Origin of the sequence: Mucilaginibacter sp. OK268, from assembly GCF_900103125.1 — a bacterium.
Classification (GTDB): domain Bacteria; phylum Bacteroidota; class Bacteroidia; order Sphingobacteriales; family Sphingobacteriaceae; genus Mucilaginibacter.
Genome location: NZ_FNJV01000014.1, coordinates 72935 through 97134 on the forward strand (window position 1 = coordinate 72935; position 24200 = coordinate 97134).

At 42.0% G+C, this 24200-nt stretch carries 17 protein-coding genes; 6 read left to right on the plus strand and 11 right to left on the minus strand.

Annotated elements, in window-relative coordinates:
* Nucleotides 1–256: 256 nt before the first annotated feature.
* Nucleotides 257–1666, plus strand: a complete 1410-nt coding sequence (locus BLR84_RS28620) for a glycoside hydrolase family 30 protein (RefSeq protein ID WP_090473685.1) — start codon at nucleotides 257–259, stop codon at nucleotides 1664–1666.
* A 43-nt stretch (nucleotides 1667–1709) separates the two neighbouring features.
* Nucleotides 1710–3485 carry a cellulase family glycosylhydrolase gene (locus BLR84_RS28625; RefSeq protein WP_090473686.1) on the plus strand — a complete coding sequence of 592 codons (1776 nt, stop codon included), beginning with the start codon at nucleotides 1710–1712 and terminating at the stop codon, nucleotides 3483–3485.
* Nucleotides 3486–3999: 514 nt separating this feature from the next.
* On the opposite strand, the gene BLR84_RS28630 is transcribed toward BLR84_RS28625, so the two are convergent.
* From BLR84_RS28630 to BLR84_RS28680, 11 genes are all read right to left on the minus strand, one after another.
* Nucleotides 4000–5928 (minus strand): AAA family ATPase, encoded by a 1929-nt coding sequence (locus BLR84_RS28630; RefSeq protein ID WP_090473687.1) that lies wholly within the window; start codon nucleotides 5926–5928, stop codon nucleotides 4000–4002.
* Nucleotides 5929–6026: 98 nt separating this feature from the next.
* Entirely contained in the window at nucleotides 6027–7565 is a 1539-nt protein-coding gene (locus tag BLR84_RS28635; protein ID WP_090473688.1) for a YifB family Mg chelatase-like AAA ATPase, read from the minus strand.
* 134 nt (nucleotides 7566–7699) lie between these two features.
* The gene (locus BLR84_RS28640; protein WP_090473689.1) at nucleotides 7700–8095 is read right to left on the minus strand and encodes a hypothetical protein; all 396 of its coding nucleotides are present in this window, start codon (nucleotides 8093–8095) and stop codon (nucleotides 7700–7702) included.
* 193 nt (nucleotides 8096–8288) lie between these two features.
* Nucleotides 8289–9923, minus strand: a complete 1635-nt coding sequence (locus tag BLR84_RS28645) for a carboxylesterase/lipase family protein (RefSeq protein ID WP_090473690.1) — start codon at nucleotides 9921–9923, stop codon at nucleotides 8289–8291.
* A 226-nt stretch (nucleotides 9924–10149) separates the two neighbouring features.
* Nucleotides 10150–11727 (minus strand): M1 family metallopeptidase, encoded by a 1578-nt coding sequence (locus BLR84_RS28650; protein WP_090473691.1) that lies wholly within the window; start codon nucleotides 11725–11727, stop codon nucleotides 10150–10152.
* Between the two features lie 107 nt (nucleotides 11728–11834).
* Entirely contained in the window at nucleotides 11835–12938 is a 1104-nt protein-coding gene (locus BLR84_RS28655) for a hypothetical protein (RefSeq protein ID WP_090473692.1), read from the minus strand.
* Nucleotides 12939–13059: 121 nt separating this feature from the next.
* Nucleotides 13060–14388 (minus strand): signal recognition particle protein, encoded by a 1329-nt coding sequence (ffh, locus tag BLR84_RS28660; RefSeq protein ID WP_090473693.1) that lies wholly within the window; start codon nucleotides 14386–14388, stop codon nucleotides 13060–13062.
* A 418-nt stretch (nucleotides 14389–14806) separates the two neighbouring features.
* Complete coding sequence (locus tag BLR84_RS28665) at nucleotides 14807–16240, minus strand: hypothetical protein (protein WP_090473694.1); 1434 nt, start codon at nucleotides 16238–16240, stop codon at nucleotides 14807–14809.
* A gap of 4 nt (nucleotides 16241–16244) precedes the next feature.
* Entirely contained in the window at nucleotides 16245–17438 is a 1194-nt protein-coding gene (locus BLR84_RS28670; protein WP_090473695.1) for a hypothetical protein, read from the minus strand.
* Between the two features lie 108 nt (nucleotides 17439–17546).
* Nucleotides 17547–18569: a DUF3078 domain-containing protein gene (locus BLR84_RS28675; protein WP_090473696.1), complete on the minus strand. Its 1023-nt coding sequence runs from the start codon at nucleotides 18567–18569 to the stop codon at nucleotides 17547–17549.
* A 462-nt stretch (nucleotides 18570–19031) separates the two neighbouring features.
* Nucleotides 19032–19502, minus strand: a complete 471-nt coding sequence (locus tag BLR84_RS28680) for a hypothetical protein (RefSeq protein WP_090473697.1) — start codon at nucleotides 19500–19502, stop codon at nucleotides 19032–19034.
* Between the two features lie 381 nt (nucleotides 19503–19883).
* Here BLR84_RS28680 and BLR84_RS28685 point away from each other — a divergent pair, with 381 nt between their 5' ends.
* The 4 genes from BLR84_RS28685 to BLR84_RS28700 all read left to right on the plus strand — a co-directional run bounded on the left by BLR84_RS28685 (nucleotide 19884) and on the right by BLR84_RS28700 (nucleotide 24181).
* Entirely contained in the window at nucleotides 19884–21848 is a 1965-nt protein-coding gene (locus BLR84_RS28685; protein WP_090473698.1) for a sensor histidine kinase, read from the plus strand.
* Nucleotides 21835–22470 carry a response regulator gene (locus tag BLR84_RS28690; RefSeq protein ID WP_090473699.1) on the plus strand — a complete coding sequence of 212 codons (636 nt, stop codon included), beginning with the start codon at nucleotides 21835–21837 and terminating at the stop codon, nucleotides 22468–22470. Before BLR84_RS28685 ends, BLR84_RS28690 begins: the two co-directional genes overlap by 14 nt.
* Before the next feature lie 67 nt (nucleotides 22471–22537).
* Nucleotides 22538–22783, plus strand: coding sequence for a hypothetical protein (locus BLR84_RS28695; protein WP_090473700.1), 246 nt, complete (start codon nucleotides 22538–22540; stop codon nucleotides 22781–22783).
* Nucleotides 22784–22936: 153 nt separating this feature from the next.
* Nucleotides 22937–24181 carry a CehA/McbA family metallohydrolase gene (locus BLR84_RS28700; protein WP_255367069.1) on the plus strand — a complete coding sequence of 415 codons (1245 nt, stop codon included), beginning with the start codon at nucleotides 22937–22939 and terminating at the stop codon, nucleotides 24179–24181.
* Nucleotides 24182–24200 lie beyond the last annotated feature (19 nt).

Consider the following 24200-nt stretch of genomic DNA (forward strand, 5'->3'; position numbering starts at 1 on the left):
TAATTAAAGTCCTAATTAATATACGTAGCAGTTAAATTAATATTTGGGTTTATATTCCTTTTGCTGTAGTGTTTAAATAGGGTATAAAAACATTATATCAAAAGGGCAATGTGGTGTATGTTTTACACCTTCGTAATATATTAGTTACTCAATAATTTATACCTTTTTATATTGAAAACAATAATAAATTTACCGTCCAATTTAAGCCTTATTTAAACCGATTTACAGTAATACGCTTCCTGTTAAATTTTAATTTATGAACAAAAATATCCGATCACTTTTATTGTGGCCGTTACTGTTTAGCACCACAATTGCCGCCAACGCGCAAAAGGCGAATCAGGCCAGTTTATGGCTAACCAAAGCCGACAGATCCGTTTTATTTGAAAAGCAAAAAGAGGCTTTAACCTTTAAACCAGCGAGCGATAACGGATTTACCATTACCGTTGATGACAAAAAAACATACCAGCCTATTAATGGTTTTGGCTTTGCATTAACCGGTGGCAGTGCTATGCACATTATCCATATGAGCCCGGATAGCCGTGCCGCCTTGCTAAAAGAGTTGTTTGCTACCAATGGTAATAATATTGGGGTAAGCTATATCAGATTGAGCATAGGTGCGTCTGACCTGAACGAAAAAGTGTTCTCCTACGATGATATGCCAGCCGGTCAAACAGATCCAACATTGAAACATTTTGACCTGAGCGCCGATAAGCAGGATGTGATCCCGGTGATGAAACAGATACTGGCTATCAACCCAGCTATCAAGATATTAGGCTCGCCCTGGTCGCCACCGGCATGGATGAAAACCAATGAAGACACTCGCGGGGGTCGTTTAAAGCCAGAATATTATGGCGCTTATGCCAAATACCTGGTAAAATACATCCAGGGAATGAAAGTTAATGGTATACCTATCGATGCCATCACCATTCAAAATGAACCTTTACACCCTGGTAATAACCCCAGTTTACTGCTGGTAGCACCGGATGAAGGCGAGTTTATCAAAAACAATCTCGGACCAGCATTTAAGGCTGCTGGCATCAAAACCAAGATCATTATTTATGACCATAATGCCGACAGACCTGATTATCCTATCTCCATTTTGAATGATCCCGCCGCCCGTAAATATATCGACGGTTCCGGCTTCCATTTATACGGAGGGGATATTGAGGCGTTAACTGATGTGCACAATGCCCACCCGGATAAAAACCTTTATTTTACGGAGCAAATGGTGGTTGAAAAAGAGAACAGCGCAACCATCAATATAGCTTCGCCGGTTAAAAGATTGATCATTGGCGCAACCCGTAACTGGAGCCGTAACGTGCTGGAATGGAACCTGGCTGCGGATCCGGATTATAAACCCTATACCGACCGGGGCGGTTGCCCCATGTGCCAGGGTGCTGTAACTATTGATAAAAACGCGGTGAAACGCAACCTGGCTTATTATTCTATAGCTCACGCGTCTAAATTTGTTCGCCCGGGCTCGGTTCGTATTGCTTCAAACAATTCAGATACGCTGCCCAATGTTGCTTTTAAAACACCGGATGGTAAAAAGGTGCTCATTGTAGCCAATACCAGCGATTCGTCGCAGTCTTTTAGTATCAAATATAACGGACAAGCGGTTGCTGCTACGCTGGATAAGGGTTCTGTAGGCACGTATATCTGGTAAGCGTTCTTTAACTATTTGTTTATACCAATAACCTAAGTATATCATGTTATTACAAACTTTTAAAAATATATCGGTAAGGGCATTACTCATAGCCTTACCCATTTCGTTTATTTCGTTACAGGTTAGCGCCCAAAGTTTTTTAAAGGCGGATGGCAAAAAGATAGTGGACGAAAGTGGCAAAAATGTATTGCTACGCGGCATGGGTCTGGGCGGATGGATGATCCAGGAAGGTTATATGCTGCATATTAATAAGGATAGTCGCCAATACCGCATCCGCGAAAGATTGGAGGATTTGATGGGGCCTGCAGAAACCAAGGAGTTTTATGATACCTGGCTGGCTAACAATACCCGCAAAATAGATATAGACTCCATGCACCGCTGGGGTTTTAACTCGGTGCGTTTGCCGATGCATTATAATCTTTACACGCTTCCGGTTGAAAAAGAACCTGTCACCGGCCAAAATACCTGGATAGACAAGGGTTTTAAAATGACCGACGACCTACTAGCCTGGTGCAAAGCCAATCACATGTACCTGATCTTGGATCTGCATGCTACACCGGGCGGTCAGGGTAATGATCTCAATATATCAGATCGCAACACCGATGTGCCATCATTATGGGACAGCGAAGCCAATAAACAAAAAATGATAGCCCTTTGGCGCAAACTGGCCGACAGGTATAAAAATGAACCCAACATTGCCGGTTATGATATCATCAATGAGCCTAACTGGGGTTTTGATGATCCGGCCAATGATAAAAATGGTTTAAAGGAAAAAACCAATGCACCTCTACGCAAACTGATGGTTGATATCACTGCTGCTATTCGCGAGGTTGATAAAAAACACATCATCATTATCGAAGGTAATGGCTGGGGTAATAATTATAACGGTATACTCCCTACCTGGGATAAAAACATGGTGCTGAGCTTTCACAAATACTGGAATTTCAATGATCAAAAATCAGTGGAGCATATTATCAAAACTCGCGACCAGTATAATGTGCCGGCCTGGATAGGCGAAACCGGCGAAAACTCCAATGTATGGCTGACAGAGGAAATACATTTGCTGGAGAAAAACAATTTAGGCTGGGCACTATGGCCTTTGAAAAAGATGGGCAACAACAACCCGATCGAGATCCCCTCCAACTTGAATTATGACGATGTGACCAGATATCTAAATACCGGGAAACACAAGCCCAAGGAGAGCAATGTATACAGCGGGACGCTCGAAATGGCTATTCATGCTAAACTGGAGAACGCCATCATTCACCATGATGTGATCGATGCTATTTTCAGGCAGCCGTTCACTACCGCAACCAAACCGTTCAAAGCAAACAGAGTAACTAACGGCACTATTATCAATGCGGTTGACTATGATCTTGGTCGCAACGGTTTTGCCTATTTTGATACCGATACGGCCGATTATCATACCTCCGGAAAACCGGGCATCGGAAACCATGGCCGTATCTATCGTAATGATGGCGTGGACATCAGCAAAGATTCCACTGCCTACAATAGCTTTTATGTTGACCACATAGAAACCAGCGAATGGACCCAATACACCATACAAGCGAAAACAGCCGGTGTTTACTCGGTTAAACTAAAGGTAGCGGCAGCTACTGATGATGCCAAACTATCGCTCAACATAAACGGTGCCGATCAGGCAAAAGAAGTCGCGGTACCCAATACCGGGGGCCTTAAAACCTGGCAGGTGATCACCGTAAAAGACATCCGTTTAAAAGTCGGGATCAACAAGGTAAGAGTGTATGCCAATAAAGGAGGATATAACCTGCATTGGCTACAGTTTTGGAAGGATAAGTAAATTTAAAAGTGGGTTTACATGGTTTACACTTTTCTGGATTTATTTTTACATATTTATTTGATAATCAATTGATTAATATATTTTCTATCATAAAAAACGGGTTACAGTGTAAACCCAGAAATTACCCTTCTAAGCACGGTGAGGAGTCATTGATTAATGATCAGATCTTTCGCCGTGCTCAGAATGGAATTATATCCTCCGCTCCCGCAAGCGGGACGCTTGTGGCATAAGGCTATTTTACGCCTTCCATGTTTACATTTACCACAAGCGGGACGCTTGCGGTAGCTGGAGGTAAATGGAGTAAGATCGGTTTTAAGCGTAGCCTATCTTCACGCGTCATTGCGAGGTACGAAGCAATCCCCGATGTGGAGGTCAAATAGGAAAGGCTGCTCTGTGAGTTGGGATTGCTTCGTACCTCGCTAAGGCAATTTTTGTATATTATGGTTGACTGCACAAATTAAGTAAGGCATTGAATATTTATACGGGGTTTCGCTTAATTCATAATATAACTTTATCACACTTCAATAATCGACCTGATTTTACCTGTAATACTTAAGGTATCAAATGGTATTGATTCTTGGTCTAATGTATACCTGGATTTCAATTCTCCAATAACTTCTTTCCCAGGCAGCCATTGTAGTAATTCTTCTTTAATTAATGCATCAAAAAAGGCCTCCATTTTTTGATGCATTTCATCATTTATACTTTCAGCTTTTTTTAATGGGTCAATCATTTTTTCAAAATTTTCCCTTAATTTTTCAGATGTTTCATTGTCAAAATAGAGCGCCGGAACAATACTTCTTTTATACGTTTTTAACCAACTTTTAATTATCCGAGATTTAATATTCTTAACAATATTCACAAACTCACCAAACACTAATCTTTGAGTAGGGTCACTTTTAAGTTTCCAATAAGGAATGATCTCATTTAAAATGTATAAGTTTTCTATTTCCCAACAATTAAAATAACATGTTTTAATTGTAGAATAATTCGATGGATAAATGTAAAAGGATTTATTCGCCTTTAGGTCGTTAATTAAAGTAGAGAGGTCGTTCTCATCATTGAAAAAAGATTGTAATGGTTTTACGATAAACATATCTCCATCCAAAATGCCAGATGTATTGCTACCTGGCTGAGTTTTCACTATTTGCTGAATTATTGAAGTATAATTCTGATATGTTTTAACTTGCCCACTACTTCCTATAGGAATTATATTGGGGGATTTTGATTTATGAAAAAACCGAGAATAAAACTCTTGATGTAATTTCCCTGTTTCTCCAATATTTTCGATAAACAAATTGGGCCTTTTAGATAAATATAAAGGACTGAATTTAACACCATTATTATGCAACACATTTATGAATTCAACATCTTCATTTGAATTTGATATTTGCTTATCTGTAATTGTGATTAAATTTAATTTCCCTTTCTCTAATTCAGTTAAAGCTTCAATTAAAACACTGGAATGGGTAGAGACCATAATACAGGTATCTGTTAGATCTCCAGATAGTGAATGAATTTCTTTCACTAACGTCCTAATCATATCATCATGCATAAACAACTCTGGTTCATCGAAGTATATAAGTACTGGTTTGTTTTCTCGCGCTGTTGCAAGGTTTATAATTAAATTAAATAAATTTTTTTCACCATCACTTAAACTTTCAAACTCAATTATATTTTCACCCTCAGTAAGCACTAATGCTTTTCCATTGTATTTAACAGGATCAAGGGTGATATGAATTTTTTTACTGGTTTGCTCAAAAAAATTATTATACTGTTCTATTACTGAAACTTGGAGCTTATTTATTTCTTCCAATAATATCGAATCTGCTTCTCTAAATTGCTTAAGTCTTGATTGAAAAAAACTATTAAAAGAATTAACTATAGAATTGACTATTGGATTTGCTTGTTCATTACTACCGAATAGATTATATCCTTGATTTATTACAATGTCACTATTATTTAATTGAATTTTTGCTTCAATATCAGAATTAAATAAATTACGGGATGGATTTATAGAAATATACTCAGATGTAAATCGTGCATCTTTCATATAGCGTGGAAAATCAGTAACCAGACGACCGTGATCTAATTTAAAGTATATACTTCCCTCCGTTCCTTCAAACAAAAATTTGCAAAAGGTTCCATTGTGGTTATTAAAGTCTGCAGGAATAACCTCTTCAAGAATCTGCTCATTCGTTGTTCTCCGTTCCTCATATTTTTTAATAGCATCCTTAATTAATTGCTCTATAAGAGTTGATTCAAAAAGCTTCTTATTGGATAAATTATTACTGTTAAAGATATATTTTAGTAATACTGCCAAATTAGATTTGCCACTTCCATTCTTACCTATAATAAGATTTATGCCTTTTTTAAACTCAATCGGTTTATTGTTTTTTAATCTTAATCCTGCATAACCATGTAAAAAAGTAAGCTGTATCATAATTCTAACTATAAATAACTGTACACATAATAAGGGATAGGAGAGGTTTAATTTATCCTCAACTATTGACACTAATTTTCAACGTCTATGTCCTTTCATCACCCAGCCCAGCCCTCCCGATCCAAACTCCGGAAATGTATAGCCTCGGCCAGATGCTCCAGTTTGATCTCTTCGCTGCCGGCCAGATCTGCAATAGTGCGGGATACTTTCAGGATCCGGTCATATGCCCGGGCAGAGAGGCCCAGCTTTTCCATAGCCCTTTTGAGCAGGGTTTGGCCGGCTGCATCTATCTTACAGAGGTCACGGACCATCTGTGGGCTCATTTGTGCGTTGGCATGCAGATCCTGGCGGTTGCCGAAGCGTTCTATCTGTATGTCCCGGGCTGCTATCACCCGTTCACGGATCAGCTCACTTTTTTCGGCTGCGCGGTCTGAGGAAAGTTCGCTGAAATTTACCGGGGTTACTTCTACATGCAGATCGATCCTGTCTAACAGCGGACCGGAGATCTTACTCAGATATTTTTGTACCATTCCCGGTGGGCAGATACATTCCTTTTCAGGATGATTATAATAACCGCAAGGGCAGGGGTTCATACTGGCTACCAGCATAAAACTTGACGGATAATCGACGGTGAATTTAGCTCTTGATATAGTTACCCGGCGTTCTTCCAACGGCTGACGCATTACTTCCAGAGCGCTGCGTTTAAACTCTGGTAGTTCATCCAAAAACAATACGCCGTTATGCGCCAGCGAAATTTCGCCGGGCTGTGGATTACCGCCACCACCAACCAATGCCACATCACTAATGGTATGGTGCGGCGAGCGGAATGGCCTAACCGTAACCAAGGCATCTGCCGCAGCCAGTTTACCGGCCACAGAATGTATCTTGGTGGTCTCTAACGATTCATATAAACTCAACGGCGGCAAAATAGAAGGCAATCTACGGGCTAGCATAGTTTTTCCCGCTCCCGGCGGACCAATCAAGATTACATTATGGCCACCAGCCGCTGCAATTTCCAGTGCCCGTTTAATGTTTTCCTGTCCCTTGACTTCGCTAAAATCACTATCGTAATTGCTCAGGCTGTTGTAGAATTCCTCTCGGGTATTTACCTTCTCAGGCTCAAGGTTCAGATCACCATTAAAAAACCCGGCCACCTCTTTGATGTTGTCTACACCGTAAACCTCCAGATCGTTTACAATGGCTGCTTCCCGGGCGTTTTGTTTCGGGAGAATAAACCCTTTAAAACCATCTTTTCGGGCTTGTATAGCAATCGGGAGGGCTCCTTTAATTGGCTGTAGGCTCCCATCTAATGATAGTTCGCCCATAATGATATACCTATCCAGGTTTTCCGGCTCCAATTGGCCTGAGGCTGCTAAAACAGCCGTGGCAATGGTGAGATCATAGGATGATCCTTCTTTTTTGATATCCGCAGGGGCCATATTTACAACCACCTGCTGCCGGGGCATCCGGAAACCGGTATTTTTAAGCGCCGATTCTATCCGGAAATAGCTCTCTTTTACGGCCACATCGGGCAGGCCAACAATAAAATATTTGGTACCCGCCGCTATATTTACCTCAACGGTTATGGTAATAGCCTCGATACCATAAACCGCACTGCCAAAAGTTTTAACCAACACTGTGATAAAGTTTAATCAACGCGTAAGTTAAATATTTTTAATTAGCAGAGGAAGGGAGACCATATTAAAATAAGTTCACAAAAAAGCCTGCCATCTATTATTAGAATGACAGGCCGCTATTTTTGATCTTGAAATTAGGCTACCCGGGCAATAACCATCAAAAACCCGCAGGATGCAATGACACAGGCCAGTATCATAACCGACCATGCTTTTTGATGATGTTTGCTTATTTTTTCAAAAGCGATATTGAGTTTATTAAAACGCTTATTGTTTAACAATACAAAGTAGTTTAACAGCAACGCGCCGACCGCCCCCAATAATATATATGTGCCCGACATGGGATTTACATTAAACCAACTCGATTTTAAACAAAGCTGCGCAATTAACAGTAAAGTGGTTAACAATACGATCAGCAAAAAATTCAGCCCAAAAAGCGAATTAAAGCGGGGTAAACTACCCTGACCGAAATTTTTGAAACTCCATCTGTAAAAGCTTACATACACGGATTTATAAAATCTTGCAGTGTTCATAGGTCGTTGGTTTAAGGTTAATAATGGCGTTTAGTAATATTATATATCGAAATAACGCATTTTTTCAGAATTTTATTGCGTCAAAACAAATATTTTTTATCACCCCTGCATTTTTATTAAATAAACACCTCATTTCACCAAAAAATGAAATTGTTGCAAATAATCCTTACTGATACCGAAAAAATATCAACCTCTATTTAGCAGCGGCCATCTGTAATAATACCTGGTCATGATGATATTTTACTTCCGACTGATTATCGAACACCATCGCGGCTCCATTTTTTTCGGTATATGCGGGCCAATTGGGCAAACCTTTTGCATTGGGGTTACCGGTATGTGCGAAATTTATCCAGGCCTGGCTTATTTTAGCTGCTAACGAGTAGGCTTCTTTTCCACCTCCTGTAAACTCCTCGCAACGGCTGATATTATTAAACTGAAAAGCAATATCCATACAATGTACCGATTTGTACATACCATCCATTACCGGCGATTGCCATGCAAACTGGTACATATAAACAGGGGCGCCCCCAGCTACCGCCGATTTAGCATTGGCCTGCCGTACTGTTCCCGGCCTGAAGGTAGTCAGGTCGATATCGATGTAGTCGGCTGGTTTTACAGTATTGGGATATGCCTTTTTAACTTCGGCCATATAAGCGTCGGTTTTATCGCCATATTTTTTCTGTAGATAAGTTTTAGCTTCATCCATAGTAAAACCCGCGATAGCCGGGTTGATGAGCGAGGCCATAAATTCATTTTTGGTAGACCCTACTAACAGTGGTACATTTTTGGAAAGCTCGATAGCCGCCGGGTCTGTCATATTATAGGACAAAAAGTTACCATCAATACTCGGCTCCCACATCAGTCCGAATCCACCAACAGGCTTACCTTCAGCTTTTAACTGTTGCTGCACTTTTACAAAAGCTTTTTTACAAGCCGCGCTCAAACGCTCATAAGGCATGGATTGCAATGAGTCAACCTGGCTGGGTTGCAGATTCAATACTTCCAGCACAGCCGCACCAATGCGTTTAGAAACTTCGGCCGTCATAAAATTGCTGCGGTAGCTGCCACTTTCTACAATAGCTTTTTGAAACAAGCCTTTTGCTGATGGCGCGTTCATCAACGTGCCTACTTTGGCTCCGCCACCTGATTGGCCGAAGATGGTCACATTATCCGGATCGCCGCCAAAGCTGGCTATGTTTTGTTTTACCCATTGCAGGGCCGATACAATATCCATCATACCCACGTTGGCCGATGCTTTATACTTATCGCCATAGGCCGACAGGTTTAAGAAACCCAATAAGTTTAATCGATGATTGATAGATACTACCACCACATCGCCTTTTTTGCTCAGGTTTTCGCCATCGTAGGAGGGAAGCTCAATAGCCGAGCCTGCACTAAAGCCACCACCATGCAGCCAAACCATTACCGGGCGTTTCTTTTGATCATTGATGCCTTGTGTCCAAACATTAAGCTTCAGGCAATCCTCATTCATATAGCCCCAGTTGTGGTTAAAACCAAACTCCAACAGATCATTTACGGTGGTAGTAGGATCTATGGGACAAACGGCTCCATACGTCAGAGACGCACGAACTCCCGGCCACGACGCAGGTTTTTCTGGCACCATAAATCGCTGTGCTTTAGCATAGGGAATGCCTTTATAGGTAAAAGTGCCATTATGGATGTATCCGCGTACCTGGCCGTTATCGGTACTGGTTACCGCGATATCTTTACCGGCTAAAATAGCATCGCCGCTATTGCCTTGGCACCATCCATAAACAGGTAACAGGCATAGGGCTAAAACAGCCCAAAATGTGGAACGTTTTTTCATAACTTATCTGGTTTAGTATAATTGGTTTATAGATCATGGGCTTATAGAAAGCCGAATAACAACCAGGAATGATACTACAGATAAGCAGGGGGCTGGATAACAGAATCAGTCTATTTAAAACAAGATCTTTTCTATAATTATCATTGTGTTTGTTTAACACAATGATAATTATAAATTCTTATAAATCAAGAGGAATGAAGAACTTTTCTGTGTTTTCCGTATCGAACTATTGAGCGACAATATTAAATGAGGCTAACACATTTACATTAGGGTCAGTCACAATTGCATCGGGCTTTGTTTTCACAGGAAATTGGGCCGAAGTAGTTTTATCTTTTACTTGAATATGGAATACCTCTCCATTAATAGCAAGATCAAGCGGGAACTCATATAAATTATCCTGTTTTTGTTCAATGCTAACACTAACCGATCCTTTGTCAGCATCATAATGCCAGCCTATGTTTAGATCCGGGTGCCCTGCCTTGCGAAGCCACTGGTTAAAGAACGGTTTCAGATCCTGACCGCTAACCTGCTCCATTTCCCGCCGCAGATCGTCGGTATTGGCGTTACTGCCACGGTATTTGGCATAGTAATTTTGTATACCTTTCCAAAACAGGTCATCGCCCAGTTTGCGGCGAAGCATGTGCAATACCCAGCTTCCCTTTTCGTAACTATTGGCATTAAGCAATTGCATATAGTCGCCTTTCACCGCGCTGTCTACTACCGGGGTAAGCCGCTTTTTTTCAAAACCCAATACCTTTTTACGGTCGGCTATCAGACGTTTTTTCAGCGTATCGGTGCCATATTTATTTTCCAGGTACAGGTTAGTCATATAAGTAGCAAAACCTTCGCTGAGCCACAGGTGCCAGAAACTTTTTTCGCTCGCACCATCCCCAAACCATTGGTGGGCAATTTCGTGAGCCATCAGTTCCTCTATGCCCGGCGAGGTTACCGACTCCTCAAAGTAAAATATAGCGCTGGCATTTTCCATGCCCCCAAATATGGTTTTTGACTGCACATTGGCCAATTTTTCGTAACTGAACGGACCAACATTTTTGATAAAAAAGGGCAGTATGTCTTTGGCCACAGCGTAACTTTTAAAGCCTGCATCTTTACTCTCCGGGAACACATAAGTATATACCGGGATATTACCGGCATCACCCGGGTGGTCAATGGCAAATGCGGCTACACCTATCACCATTACTTTGGTAGGCAGCACAACAGCTTCGTGCCAGTGCGTTAATTTCAAATGGTTGGGCAATTGCTGTTCTTTTATTTTCAACCCGTTGGATATTACCTGGTAATGGTCGGGCGCGGTTACCACAAAATCAACCGAGGCTTTATCGGCCGGAACATCTACACAGGGCAACCAATTATGCGCCCGGTTTGGCCAGTTATCACCAAAAAAAGTACGGTGACCAAAATTATTGGTGGATATGATCAAGCCATCGGCAGGAACGCCCGTATAGCTTATTTTATAGCTGTGCAGGCTGCTTGTTTTGGCGTTTGTATATATTTTAACCGTGGCACTATCCTGTGTAAATTTGAGTTTCTTTCCCTTTTCGGTAACGGAAGATACCAGCATTCCTTTGCCTTCTGTATTCTTTTTAACCAAATCGAGGTTAAATGTTGACGTGTTTTTCAAAAACTTAACGTCCACCGTAGCCTGCCCTTTGATGTTATTATCGATATCATTTAATTGCAGGGCAAAGTTGTAATGTTGCACATCAATAATAGCACCGGGGATTTGTGCCTGGGTGGCCATGCTTAAAATTAAAAGGGCCGAAAATAATATCGTTTTACGCATATATTTTAAATGGAAGATAGCATCGTTTTACACAAAACTAAAATAAAAAAGCGGTCAAAACAGCGCCCTCTTTATATTTAAAAACGATGTTACCTGTTGGTGATATACTATTTTAATAATGCCCTAACCCTGGTATCAAAATTCACTTTGTTGATACCTATTAAAGTATCAATTGCCGATAGATAATTCTCATCGCCCTTACCACAATTAATTAGCGCTATAATTCCCGGTATACCCTTTTTTTGTTCCACCTCATCCGCTATTAAACCTGCAATCACCGACCGTACCTTTGCCATTGAGTTAAAGACCACCGGGTTGGTGGTAAACAGATCATATAAATTTACCTGCGGATGCTGTAGCACATATTGCTTTAATTCTTTAACCAGTTGTTTTTGTAATATCATTTCGCCGTTTTCATCGGTATAATACGCGTTGCCCCAGCTGTAGGCAATGCCTTCTTCGGCGGCCGAATTACGGGAGCTCGTCCGGATCTTCGCTGTGTAATAATGAAAGGCGTCGTGCGAAAAATCTTCATTATTCATGATCGAAAAAATACAGTTGCCATCAACACCATAACCATCTTTGGTTTTGCCATTTGATGCCCGGTCATATTCATACCCCAGCAACGGCAATACTTCCTGATAATTGGCACACATGTAAAAATCCATTGCTTCGGGCGACAAGCCCAGTCTTTGGGCAATGAGCGTATTGTTTTGGCTAAACTTTTTCGCCCGTGCAATATTAAGCTTATCCTGATAGTGATAAATAATACGACCAACGGTTTTGGTCTTCCATGTACGTGTGAGGTAATTAACAGGCAACGTAAAAATGATCTGTTTTTCCTCATCGAGGGCCATCAAATTAAAAATAGTTTTTAACTGATTATCTATGCCTCTAATGGCTATAGTTACAAAATACTGTTTGCCCGAAACCGGGTATAAATTGATTAGCTCCTTGTGATCCGGGACAGCGTTCGATTCTGTTTTTAACGATTTCAGGATGGAAACGCTGAGCGCTGCCTTGTCTTTTGAAACCTCGTTCCCACTTAGTTTATTGGTTTCTATTTTGCTGAACAGGCTGTCCAGCGAAGTTATGATCCGCGATCTGATTGGTTCGGCTATTTCGCTATGCAGGTTTTGAGCTACCGAAATAGTTTGCCCAAATGCATGGCTGGTAAAAAACAAAAGTAAAATGACGGACAGCTTTTTCATTGCTCATATTTTACTAAAAATACACATTTAGGTATATGGCTATGGTATAACCCGAAAAAAGCTGCGACAAGGGAATTTTTTTGTCTTGGGAAACCCCGCCAAAGATGGCGGGGTTAATAAATTACATTTTAGGCATACGGCGCATCATGCTGGCCATGGCTGCCGGGTTGCTCATTTGTTTCATCACCTTTTTCATGTCGTCAAACTGCTTCATGAGGCGGTTTACTTCGGCCAGATCGGTACCGGAGCCTTTGGCTATACGGGTACGGCGGCTTTGGTTAATGGTTTCGGGGTTTCCTTTTTCAAATGGGGTCATGGATTGGATGATGGCTTCGATAGCTTTAAAGGCATTATCGTCAACCTCCACATCCTTCATCATTTTGCCCACACCGGGTATCATGCCCATCAGATCTTTCATGTTACCCATTTTTTTGATCTGCTGTATCTGGCTGTAAAAATCGTTAAAATCAAACTTGTTTTTGCGGATCTTCTTTTGCAGTTCGGCAGCTTCTTTCTCGTCAAATTGTTGCTGTGCCCGTTCTACCAGGGATACCACGTCGCCCATACCCAGGATACGGGAGGCCATACGATCGGGGTGGAAAACATCCAGCGCTTCCATTTTTTCGCCGGTACCGATAAATTTGATCGGTTTGTTCACTACCGATTTGATCGATAAGGCGGCACCACCACGGGTATCACCATCCAGCTTGGTTAAAACCACACCTGTAAAATCCAAACGGTCATTGAATGTCTTGGCGGTATTCACAGCATCCTGACCGGTCATGGAATCCACCACAAACAGGATCTCATGCGGATTTACCGCTGCTTTTACCTGCTCAATCTCCACCATCATGGCCTCGTCAATAGCTAAACGACCGGCGGTATCAATGATCACTACATTATGGCCGTTCTGTTTGGCCAGGGCAATACCCTCGCGGGCAATAGCTATCGGATCTTTCGATTCGCGGTTGGCATATACGGGGATACCTATCTGTTGGCCCAATACTTCCAGCTGGTCAATAGCCGCGGGACGGTAAATATCATCAGCAACCAGTAGGGGCTTTTTATTTTTCTGTGTTTTTAAGTAGTTGGCCAGTTTGCCGGTAAAGGTTGTTTTACCCGCACCATTCAAACCTGCTATGAGGATAATGGTTGGCGTAGCCGGGAAAGTAAGCTCAGCAGTGGTGCCGCCCATTAGCTCGGCCAGCTCATCGTTCATGAGCTTGGTGAGCAACTGACCTGGCGAAACGGCTGTTAATACATTCTGTCCCAGTGCTTTTTGCCTTACGTCGTCGGTAAAGGCTTTGGCGGTTTTATAGTTAACGTCGGCATCCAGAAGGGCTTTGCGTATCTCCTTCATGGTTTCGGCCACGTTTATCTCAGTAATAGTTCCCTGACCCTTCAGGACCTTGAACGCCCTGTCGAGTTTATCCGAAAGATTTTCAAACATTATTATACAGTACTTTAATCTTTAAAGGTTACAAAGGTATGATTTTGAAATATATCCGTTGAATTATTTTGACCCCGACCCCGCATTTTGAAAAGAGCTTTTACATCCAGCCTGCAAAAACTTTTTAAGCCTCAAATTTTAACACTTTTTCGGCCAAAAACAGGGTAAAACGGGCCGAAAATTGCTTGAAAAACCCTCATTTTAACACTTTTTAACAAATTTTAACCCCGTTTTGAGTGTTTTTTAAAACTTTAAAAAGTATTAATTTACTGATATTCAAATAACTATACACCAAACGGTCGGTTTTTGGCCCTTTTTCTCTTTAACAGAACAGCCCGGTTTCCTTTGGTTGGGAACCGGGCTGTTGTTGTATATCAAATATACGAAATTTAGAATTAATACTTGCTTTTAACCTTAATTAAAATCCGGAGATGTTTACCAATGCCATTTCGCCCTTGCTCATTACTTTGGCCAATAGGAAGCTGTTTTTATCAGGGAAATAAGTAAATAACTGATTGACAAACTGATTTGGGCTTTCCGTTTGCCATTTTGGAATATTAAAGCTTATCTTGGTTTCTTCTTTTTGGAGATTATCACCTAATACATAAATACCATAATATTCACCTGCATTTACGTAATACGTACCTTTGATATTAGCCAGGCCAAAAGAATGATGCAGATCGGCACTACAATAAAGCTGTGTTGATAATTTTTTTGTAGCCTTCAGTTGCCCGTCAAAAGAAAGAACAAATAAATAGGCCGGTCCAAAATTATACTTTTCCTTAGCGTTCATCATTTCAAAACCTGTTGTCATTTTTTCCTTCAACTCGGTCCTGGCTTCTGCAAAAATATGCATTTCGTTATTTTGCAGCATGATGCTGCGGATACTTACGTCAGTAATATTTTTAACCGATGAAAATGAAAACGCAGTAATCTTATTATTGTTCAGCATCTTCCCAGATTGCAGGTCATATAAGAGCAGGTTCCTGTAGCTTTCATCCTTAAAATCCATAGCACTGCCGTTTAATGCTACAAGATATTCCTGTGACCCGATGGATACCGATTTGATCTCACCCAGGAAAATCTGCGATTCAAAGTTTTTGTCTTCCTGGCCGTTAGCTGATATAACCGTAAGATAGGTTATGCCTTTTTTTGAGCCACTCATGTCTCTCACCAAAACCACTTTGCCGGAGTTGGTAACCGTAAATTTATGCGAGTTAAACTCGTTATCAAAGCTTACTTCTTTTTGCCATGCAACACTAAGTGTTTTTGTATCAATAACTATCAACTGGTTTTTGTCTGGGGTGCCTTTTGCCCGGTATTTATGATAATTAATGGCCAGGTAGCTGCCGTTTTCCGATTTTTCTGAATACAGCCAGCCAGATTTCATAGCAGAAGGAATTTCCCCTTCGGCCAGTACAGTACTGGTAAATTTGGCGGTGGCCTTATCAAACTCCAGTTTATGAATCTGGTAGGTTTTTGTTTTGTTTGAATATACTTCTGTAAATACGGCAACCTTGCCATTTTGGCCTTCGGCATATCCCAAATAGTTGAACAGGGAGCTGTTAAACATATTCTTCTCGCCAATTATGGGGAAATCATATTTAAATGTTTCAACCAGTGTGTTTTTCTGATCAAATTTTCTGACAATCATCTGGTGCCCCGCCATCATGCCATACACATCAATAACGCTTAACAGGTAACTGTTATAATTATCCAGCAGTACAAAATGCGGATCCTTTTCATTTTCTGAATCAAACTCAAATTTCTCTCCATATTCCTTTTTCCCCTCCTGAGCAGAGCTGAAAGAAAGAAAATTGAATAACAGGATAATGGCATATATATATTTCATATTTCTATTTTTTTAATTGATAAACTTCTTTTTCCATTCTCTTTAATTCATTTCCTTCATCGTAGGAGAGCTTAATATACACCAGGTTATCCTGTAACAGGTTTAAATACTTTTCACTTTCCGCTCTCTTATTCAGGGCAACGTTAAGGTTTATTAAATTGAAATATATGTACTTGGCAATCTTGTCATTAAAATCGGCCTTGTCATTCTTATACTCTACTTTGCTTAATGTTTGCGTCCAGATATCTATTCCCTTTTGCATATTAGCAAAGGCAGCGGTATTCATTTCGCTGTTGGTTGGCTGTAGTTTCCTTAAATTGGTTTTTACATAAATATCGGCCCGTTCCAAATCGTCATACTTTCCCTTATTTTTTACGCTCAATATTTTAACGCTTTTAGTGCTTGCCTGAAAACCATACAGGTTATTGATATAATCGTTCAAAGATTTAATTACCGTGGTTAAGTGGTTTTTCTCTTCGAGCGGTTTGTTGATGTTGTTAGTTGGCGAGGACGACAGAAAAACATAGTCCTGAAAAAACGAGGTGTTTACCTTTTCAACACCCTTTATTTTTACCACCAGTTTGGTAGGTTGGTTAACAAATGTTTGCCCGGCATTATCCTGAAAGTTCACCTGCTTTATATCTGCATTGATATCTATATCGGCGTCACCCCTTGTAAAACCAGTTACAGCTATTTGGGAGGCCAGCACATTATTATCTACAATAGTATAATTATTCAAATTCGGTTCAACGTATACAGGGGGCTGCGGCTTATAATACACCGGCTTTGCAGGCAGTACCAGTTTTGGATTTTTCCCGTCACTTGTTAACGTTAAGCGTTCAATCATCGAAAGTTTTTTAAACTGAGTCGATTCTGTTTCATATTTATCCTTAGCTTTTTGAACATCGCCGTCATAATCCTTCAATTTTTGCTGATAATCCTTTTCGCTGCCGGCAACCACGCTGCCATAATCATTAACCGCTTTCTGATAATCGGCTTTAGATTTTTTTATCACATCGTCGGAAGTAAGATTATACGGGGACGTTACAGTAACTTTAAAGTTTTTAATGCTTTCATCAAGAACCACTTGCGGCTGTTTAAGCAGTTGAAATTCGATTTTTTCAGAGGAAATATTTTGCGCGTGCAACGTAGCAGAAAATGGCATTAAAAATGCCAGACAGATAAGGTTTGGTTTCATTTTAGGGTTTAGTACAAATTTATTAATAGCAATAGCTTAAAACTTTGCGTTTCTTAAGCTATTACATTCCAGAAGGTAGACAGCTGAAATTTACAAAATTTATTCCACTTACGGGAATTTATATAACATACCCAGCGCCAGGCCCTCTGTGGCCTGTACATCTTTTTGAGTATGCCTGTCATAAAGCATGGTACCATTAATGGTTACGTTGATAAGCCTGTTTACCCGGGCCGATAGAACCATATCGATACGATGGGTTATAAATTTGGTTGATTCGCCATAAGGGATAAAGAGGGCATAGCGTGTATTTAAATGGATATTTTTCATGATATCCTTATCAAACAAGGCCACGATCTGGAATGCCAGGTCGTTTTTTACCGTCTTCAGTGTATCCACACCATAGTTATCTGTTTGAAAATGGTGAATGTCATGATCAAGCACAAAAGTTTGCCTGGCCGTACCGGTACCCAAACGCAGATCAAAATAACCGGTTGGTTTATACTCAAAACCCAACGCCTCGGTTAAATAACCCGGCGACATAAAATTGGAGATATACTGAGAGCTAAAAGTGCTGTTGCCATTATCAACATAATTATAACCCTTATCAAATTGCGACTCAAAGGTTAACGATCCAAATAGGTACCAATGTTTGGATAATTGCGAGGCAATCTTGTTGTCAAAGTAAATACGGTCGTTGGTTTTGCGTTTGCCTTGTCCTTTGTTTTTGGATACGCCATACTGCAGGTTAAGTTCAGATACGTAGCTGAAAGGGGCCTTATTATATTCGGTGTGATAAATAAAATTGGTACCTAAAGCTACCGCGTTCACGCCACCCGCCGCGTAGTTATTACTAAAAGCCGACTGGCTGAAATTCAGCCCAAAGGTGATGGCTTTTTTCCAGTAGTTCACTTTATAATCCAACATGGTTAATGGTACCTGGGCCCTTTGCAGCTGAACAGGCCGTACGCGGGTTGGGATCGCGTTTTTACGGGAATCTATCCGGAGTTTATTGATCTGGGCGGTATCAATTTTAACTGTGTCGCGCTTCAGGGAGTCGGTTTGTTGTGCTTTGGCGTTGATGCCCAGAGCTATTAATGCCAGAAATGGCAGTACAAGTCGGGTTTTAAACATAGTGAACAAATTAAAGCAAAAAATCTCCTTTTATAACAGATTAATAAAAAATCGAGGTGATGGTTTTAAAAAATTGAGATTTTAGCGAGGGGATGGGGAAATCATTACGGGCGTCATTGCGAGGCACGAAGCAATCTCTATGCTGTACAGAGCAGATGAATAGTTGACCGGCTTGTGTAGAGATTGCTTCGTGCCTCGCAATGACGCGTGAAGAGAAAGAGGCGAGGAGAGGGCGGTCCAGCGAAGCGCAGACCGGAAGAGTCGGCTCAGCAACTGGTCAAACAACAGTTCAATAAACCCCTCCCTGCCATCGCTCCGGCAGCCACACCCCTCCCGTGGGGAGGGAGCTAAAAACCCTCTTGAGCCGAAGGCATTTCTTCCAAAATTAAAAAACCCCGGGCCTCGCGTCCGGGGTTTTTAAGATAAAGATGTTGGTGGTGATAAGGATAGGCTTTTTCTTTATCAATTTGCTTTATATTGAAAATCACCCGTATATGGTGTTGTGGTAATGGTTTTGGTAATAACAGGCTGCGCGGCTCCATCAATTACAGGCTCCAGTTTAAAGGTGAAGCTATGACCATTTGTAGCGCTAAACCCTCCTGTAGAAATAGCAGCAAGATATATTGGTGTGGTTGTTTCTATAACTACCTGCCCGGCCCTAAATTGGGCGTTTGTAATGGTAAGGGATGTTTGATTGGGTTGCACAACACCATTTAATTTAAAAATGGTGGTCTCATTTGCTGTAGCTGTAGTTCCTACAATAGCTAAATCAAAATCGTCAGAAGCCAGAAGCCCCGTAGTAGTCAGGGTAAACTTCATGTTTTTTTGAGTCTGACTTGGGGGTGGGTTCGGATCATCTTTTTTGCTGGAGCATCCGCTAAAGATCAATAAACCAAAAACGACAAGGTTTATCCATAAAATTGCCTTTTTCATAAGAGTTGTTTTTAAATTGTTTGTGATTATTTATTTGTAAAATCTTCCACATCCTGATCATTCGATATGGATATGCCTGTTCTTCCTGATTGTATTATTTGTTGTTATTTATGTTTCATTCCTCCAAAGCGTTTCAGTCTTTTTGTCGGCGGGTGCCCTGTTAGGGAGTAGGCGTTTCAAAAGTAGGGTGGGTTGCAAAACCAATCAATCGGGTATATCCGGTATTTTTTTATACCTATAGTTAGGTATTTTTAATGCTTTGCAAATAATTCAACTTTGCATAAAGGGAATTTCGTGGAGGTATTTGGATAAAAGAAAACATTACCATTAAATTTAGGCCCCTGATTATCCTTCATCTACCACCGGTTATCACAAAACCAAATGAAAACATATTACAGCTTTATTATTTTTATGGCTATTGCCCTAAGCGGCAGGGCGCAGCTCCCCCTCAACGGAAAGCATTACGCCGATAGCATCCGCTTAGCCTTAAACAACACGGTATCCGATAGCGCGAAAGCCCGGAGCTATTTCCTGCTATCCGATTATTTTATCCGCACGGCAGATACCCTAAAGTCCCGCCAGAATTTACAACAAGGGATGAAGTACGCCGGAGGGAATAAATATTTGCGGTCTGTTTCGTTGGTTTATCGAGCCGGGGCAATGCCTGCTCATGATGCTGATTCTGCCGCCAAAATGTTTTTACAGGCCGATAAGGAGCTGCAATCGTTTAAAACTATCGACGCTTTTTCTGCACGGGCCAAGTGTTGGCATGATTATGCCAGGATGCTGCAATTTACCAGTGACGACCTTGAAGGTTATGTAAACATGCTGCTGAACAAAGCCGCCCCTCTGGCCAAACAAGCCGGCGACTGGGCTTATCTTGGTAAAATTTACCTGGATGTTGCTTTCGCATTTAAAAACCTAACCGACTTTAAAAAGGCAGATGAATACCTGATCCTGGCTATCAAAATATTGAGGAACGCTCCCGGGTCATCATCATACCTGGCATCAGCTTATCATACCATTTCCGAAAACTATTCGCTGTCGGGCAAATCCAAACAGGCCGCAGCGATGTTGGATAGTATGCGGGTTTTACTGCAACCCTATCCCGACTCCGACGCCTGGCTTGATTACTATGCCGGCGAAGGCATGCGACTTACCATAGCTGAGCAGTACGAACAATCGCTTGCCGTAATTGGCAAGGGTATCGCACTGGCACAAAAACTCGGGCAGGCTTACCCCGAGCAGCGCTTGCTAATGCAAAAGTTTTATGCCCTTTATAATAAAAAGGACTTTAAGCAAGCAAAGGACGTGGCGCTCGACCTTACCCATCGCTACCCGTATATGACCCAGGCGGCTAACCGCTCACAGCTATTTTATTGCCTGGCATTAACCAGCGAAGACCTGAAAGATAAAGCCGGCGCCTATGACTGGATGAAACGGTACGCCGCTTTGAATGATAGTCTTTCGCGAAGCACCCTGCAGGCCAAAATAAATGCCCTGGATATCAAATACCAAACCGCCGAAAAGCAAAAAAAGATCACCAAGCTGGAGGCCGACAGGCAAAAAGCGGTACTCACCAACTGGTTGCTCGGCATAGCCAGTATCACCTTGCTGATCATCACGGCATTTTTGATCTACTATTATCGCAACAGTAAAAAGCTGGCGCAACAGAAGGAATTAAACCACCAGCAACAATTAAAAGAAATAGAACAGCAGCAGCAATTAAAATTTACACAAGCCATGCTTACGGGCGAAGAGCAGGAGCGGCAGCGCGTAGCGCGGGATCTGCATGACGGCCTGGGTGGTATGCTCTCGGGAATTAAAATAAAACTTTCGGGACAGGCCAAAGCGGGCGGCCACCAGGAACTTGATGGGGTGATACAGCAATTGGACCATTCGGTAACAGAGCTGCGGCGCATAGCCCGTAACATGATGCCCGAAAGCTTGCTGCGCCTGGGCCTGGAAACAGCCCTGCGAGACTTGTGCGAATCGTTAATGAGCGAGCAGACACAGATCAAATTTCAGGCGTATGATATCCGGAAAGATATGCCGGCGGTTATCCAAGCCAATATTTATCGTATTGTGCAGGAGCTTTTATCAAACTCGGTGAGGCATGCGCAGGCCAGTAAAATTATATTGCAATGCAGCCAGAATGCCGAGATCTTTTTAATAACCATAGAAGATAACGGTATTGGATTTGATACCACAGCAGGTTTAAACGCCGAGGGAATTGGCTTTAGCAATATCAAAAACAGGGTGGATTACATGAAAGGAAAAATGGATATAGAATCGGTGATCAACGAGGGGACCACCATTAACATTGAATTGAATGCAGCAGGATAAAATTATACTCGCCATTGTTGATGATCACCCGATGGTGATTGAGGGTTTAAAATCGTTGTTAAAACCCGAAACCGCTATTTATACCACTGTAAGCTTTACAAACGGGCGGGAGTTTATCTCTTTTTTAAGCCAGAACGAAGTAGACCTGGTGTTTCTGGACATTAGTTTACCCGATGCCAACGGGATTGAACTGTGCAAAGAGATCAAGAAAATTTCGCCTAAAACTATTGTGCTTGGTCTGAGCAATCAAACCGAACGAAGTATTATGCTGCAAATGCTGCAGAGCGGGGCCAGTGGCTATTTATTAAAAAATGTATCGCCCGATGAGTTGCTCACCTGTATACAGGAAGCGCTGCAGGGCCTCATCACGTTTAGCAGGGAGGCCAAAGAGATCATGGGCCGTCCATCAAAAGCCGGGCTTAATGAGGTGGCATCGATCACCAAAAGAGAAAAACAGATCCTGGAGCTACTGGCTCAGGGTAAAACCACCGCGACTATCGCCACCGAACTGTTCCTGAGCCCCTTAACAGTTGATACACACCGGAAAAATCTGCTGCAAAAATTCGACGTAAAAAATACCGCCGAGCTGTTAATGGCTGCCGTACAGCAAAAGTTATTGTAAGACACTTGGATAAGGCGACGCCTGAAGAAAGATTATTATATTAGTGCTAACAAAAACACCCATTAACATGCCATCCCCAACTGAAAAATACTGTAAGCTTACCACAACAAAACATTCCTTTTCTTCCAAAGTGGATATTGAAATTGATTTTGGCCAGGAGTCCGGGCACGAAAAAGATGAGGAAACTGTTAAAACATTCACATCGGTGGTTGACGCGTTTAACTACCTGGCTACCCAAGGCTGGGAGCTAAGCAGCTCTTACCAAACCGTAAATGCATTTGAGGTTAGTCATATATTGAGGCGAAAAGGATGATTTGATCCATTTCAGAGAAAAAAGGAAAAAACAACACCTATTGAGTCGTTCATATTGTCACATTTCTATTGCATTTCAGCCACTTTAACAATTTGCTAATATCAGAGGGTTATGTTGCGGGCTAAACGCCTTACATATCAAAAAACAAAGCAAATGACCACTCTTTTACAGAAATTTTATCCGGGAAGATCTATATCAAAGCGCATGGCCGGTACCGCGCTCGCCTTGCTCATGACCTGTTTTTGCGGTTATGCGCAGACTCCATCGCCATCAAGCCACAGCAATCCCTGGGCTCCGGTTACGCCCGAGGTACTGCCCCCAATTGCCAGCCTGAGCAAAGGCGTATGGCTTAAAGGCGAATTGCATGTACACTCCCGCCATAGCAAGGAATCATCAAATAATTCCATCGCTAAGATTCTGGCTTTTTCTAAAACGGTGGGTATCGATTATATCTGCATCACCGATCATGACAACCATGTGAACGGCGACGTAGCGCATAATACCTGGGCCGACTCCGAATTTAAGTCGGACTCGATACTGCTGCTGTATGGCGCCGAGTGGACCACCGTTCGCGGTCATGGCAACGCGTTTTCGGCCAAACCTTATGATCACCAACGGCTGTATGATGTGCGCGACCAGCGCGACGTGGTAATTGGCGCGGTGAAAAAGGAATTGGGCATCCACCTGTCGGCTAATCATCCAAGCGGGAAGGACCATTTTGGATATTCATATGATATGGTGAACTCCATCGAAGTATGGAACTCGGCCATTTGGTCAAAAAACGCCAACGCCATCATGATCTGGGACGATATGCTTTCCTCCGGTCGTAAACTAACTGGCAGGGGTGGCAGCGACGCACATCATGGCACGCCAGAAGGAACGGAGCAGCCCACCAAAAACACCTACCAGGCCAAAGCCAATTATGTAGGCACACCTACCACCTGGGTATTTGCTACAGCACGCACCTCGCAAGCTGTGATAGACGCGCTTACTAACGGCCGGGTTTGCGTAAGCTCCAACCCATACGCCCCAAGGGTTGAATTTTATGCTGACATTGATCAGGATGGTAAAATGGATATGATGATGGGCGATAACACCAAAGCTACAGGCAAACCCGTGAAATTCCAGGTTCGGTTAACCGGGAAAGCCGTTGCCGACTCCACCTATACGGTTAACGTCATAAAAAATGGCGACAAATTCGGCACCTTCCAGGTAAACGGCAAAACAGCTTCGGTAGAGTTCACGGACACACCGCAAACTCAAGGCCGCAGCTACTACCGTGTAGAGGTACAGGGACCGCCAACCGCGTATCCGCAAGTTCCGGGCTCCATGGCGCTCAGCGGCAATATGGTGGGTTTGTCAAACCCGATCTATTTTAATTTCGATCCTAATTTTTGATCGGCTCATGCAGGGTGTT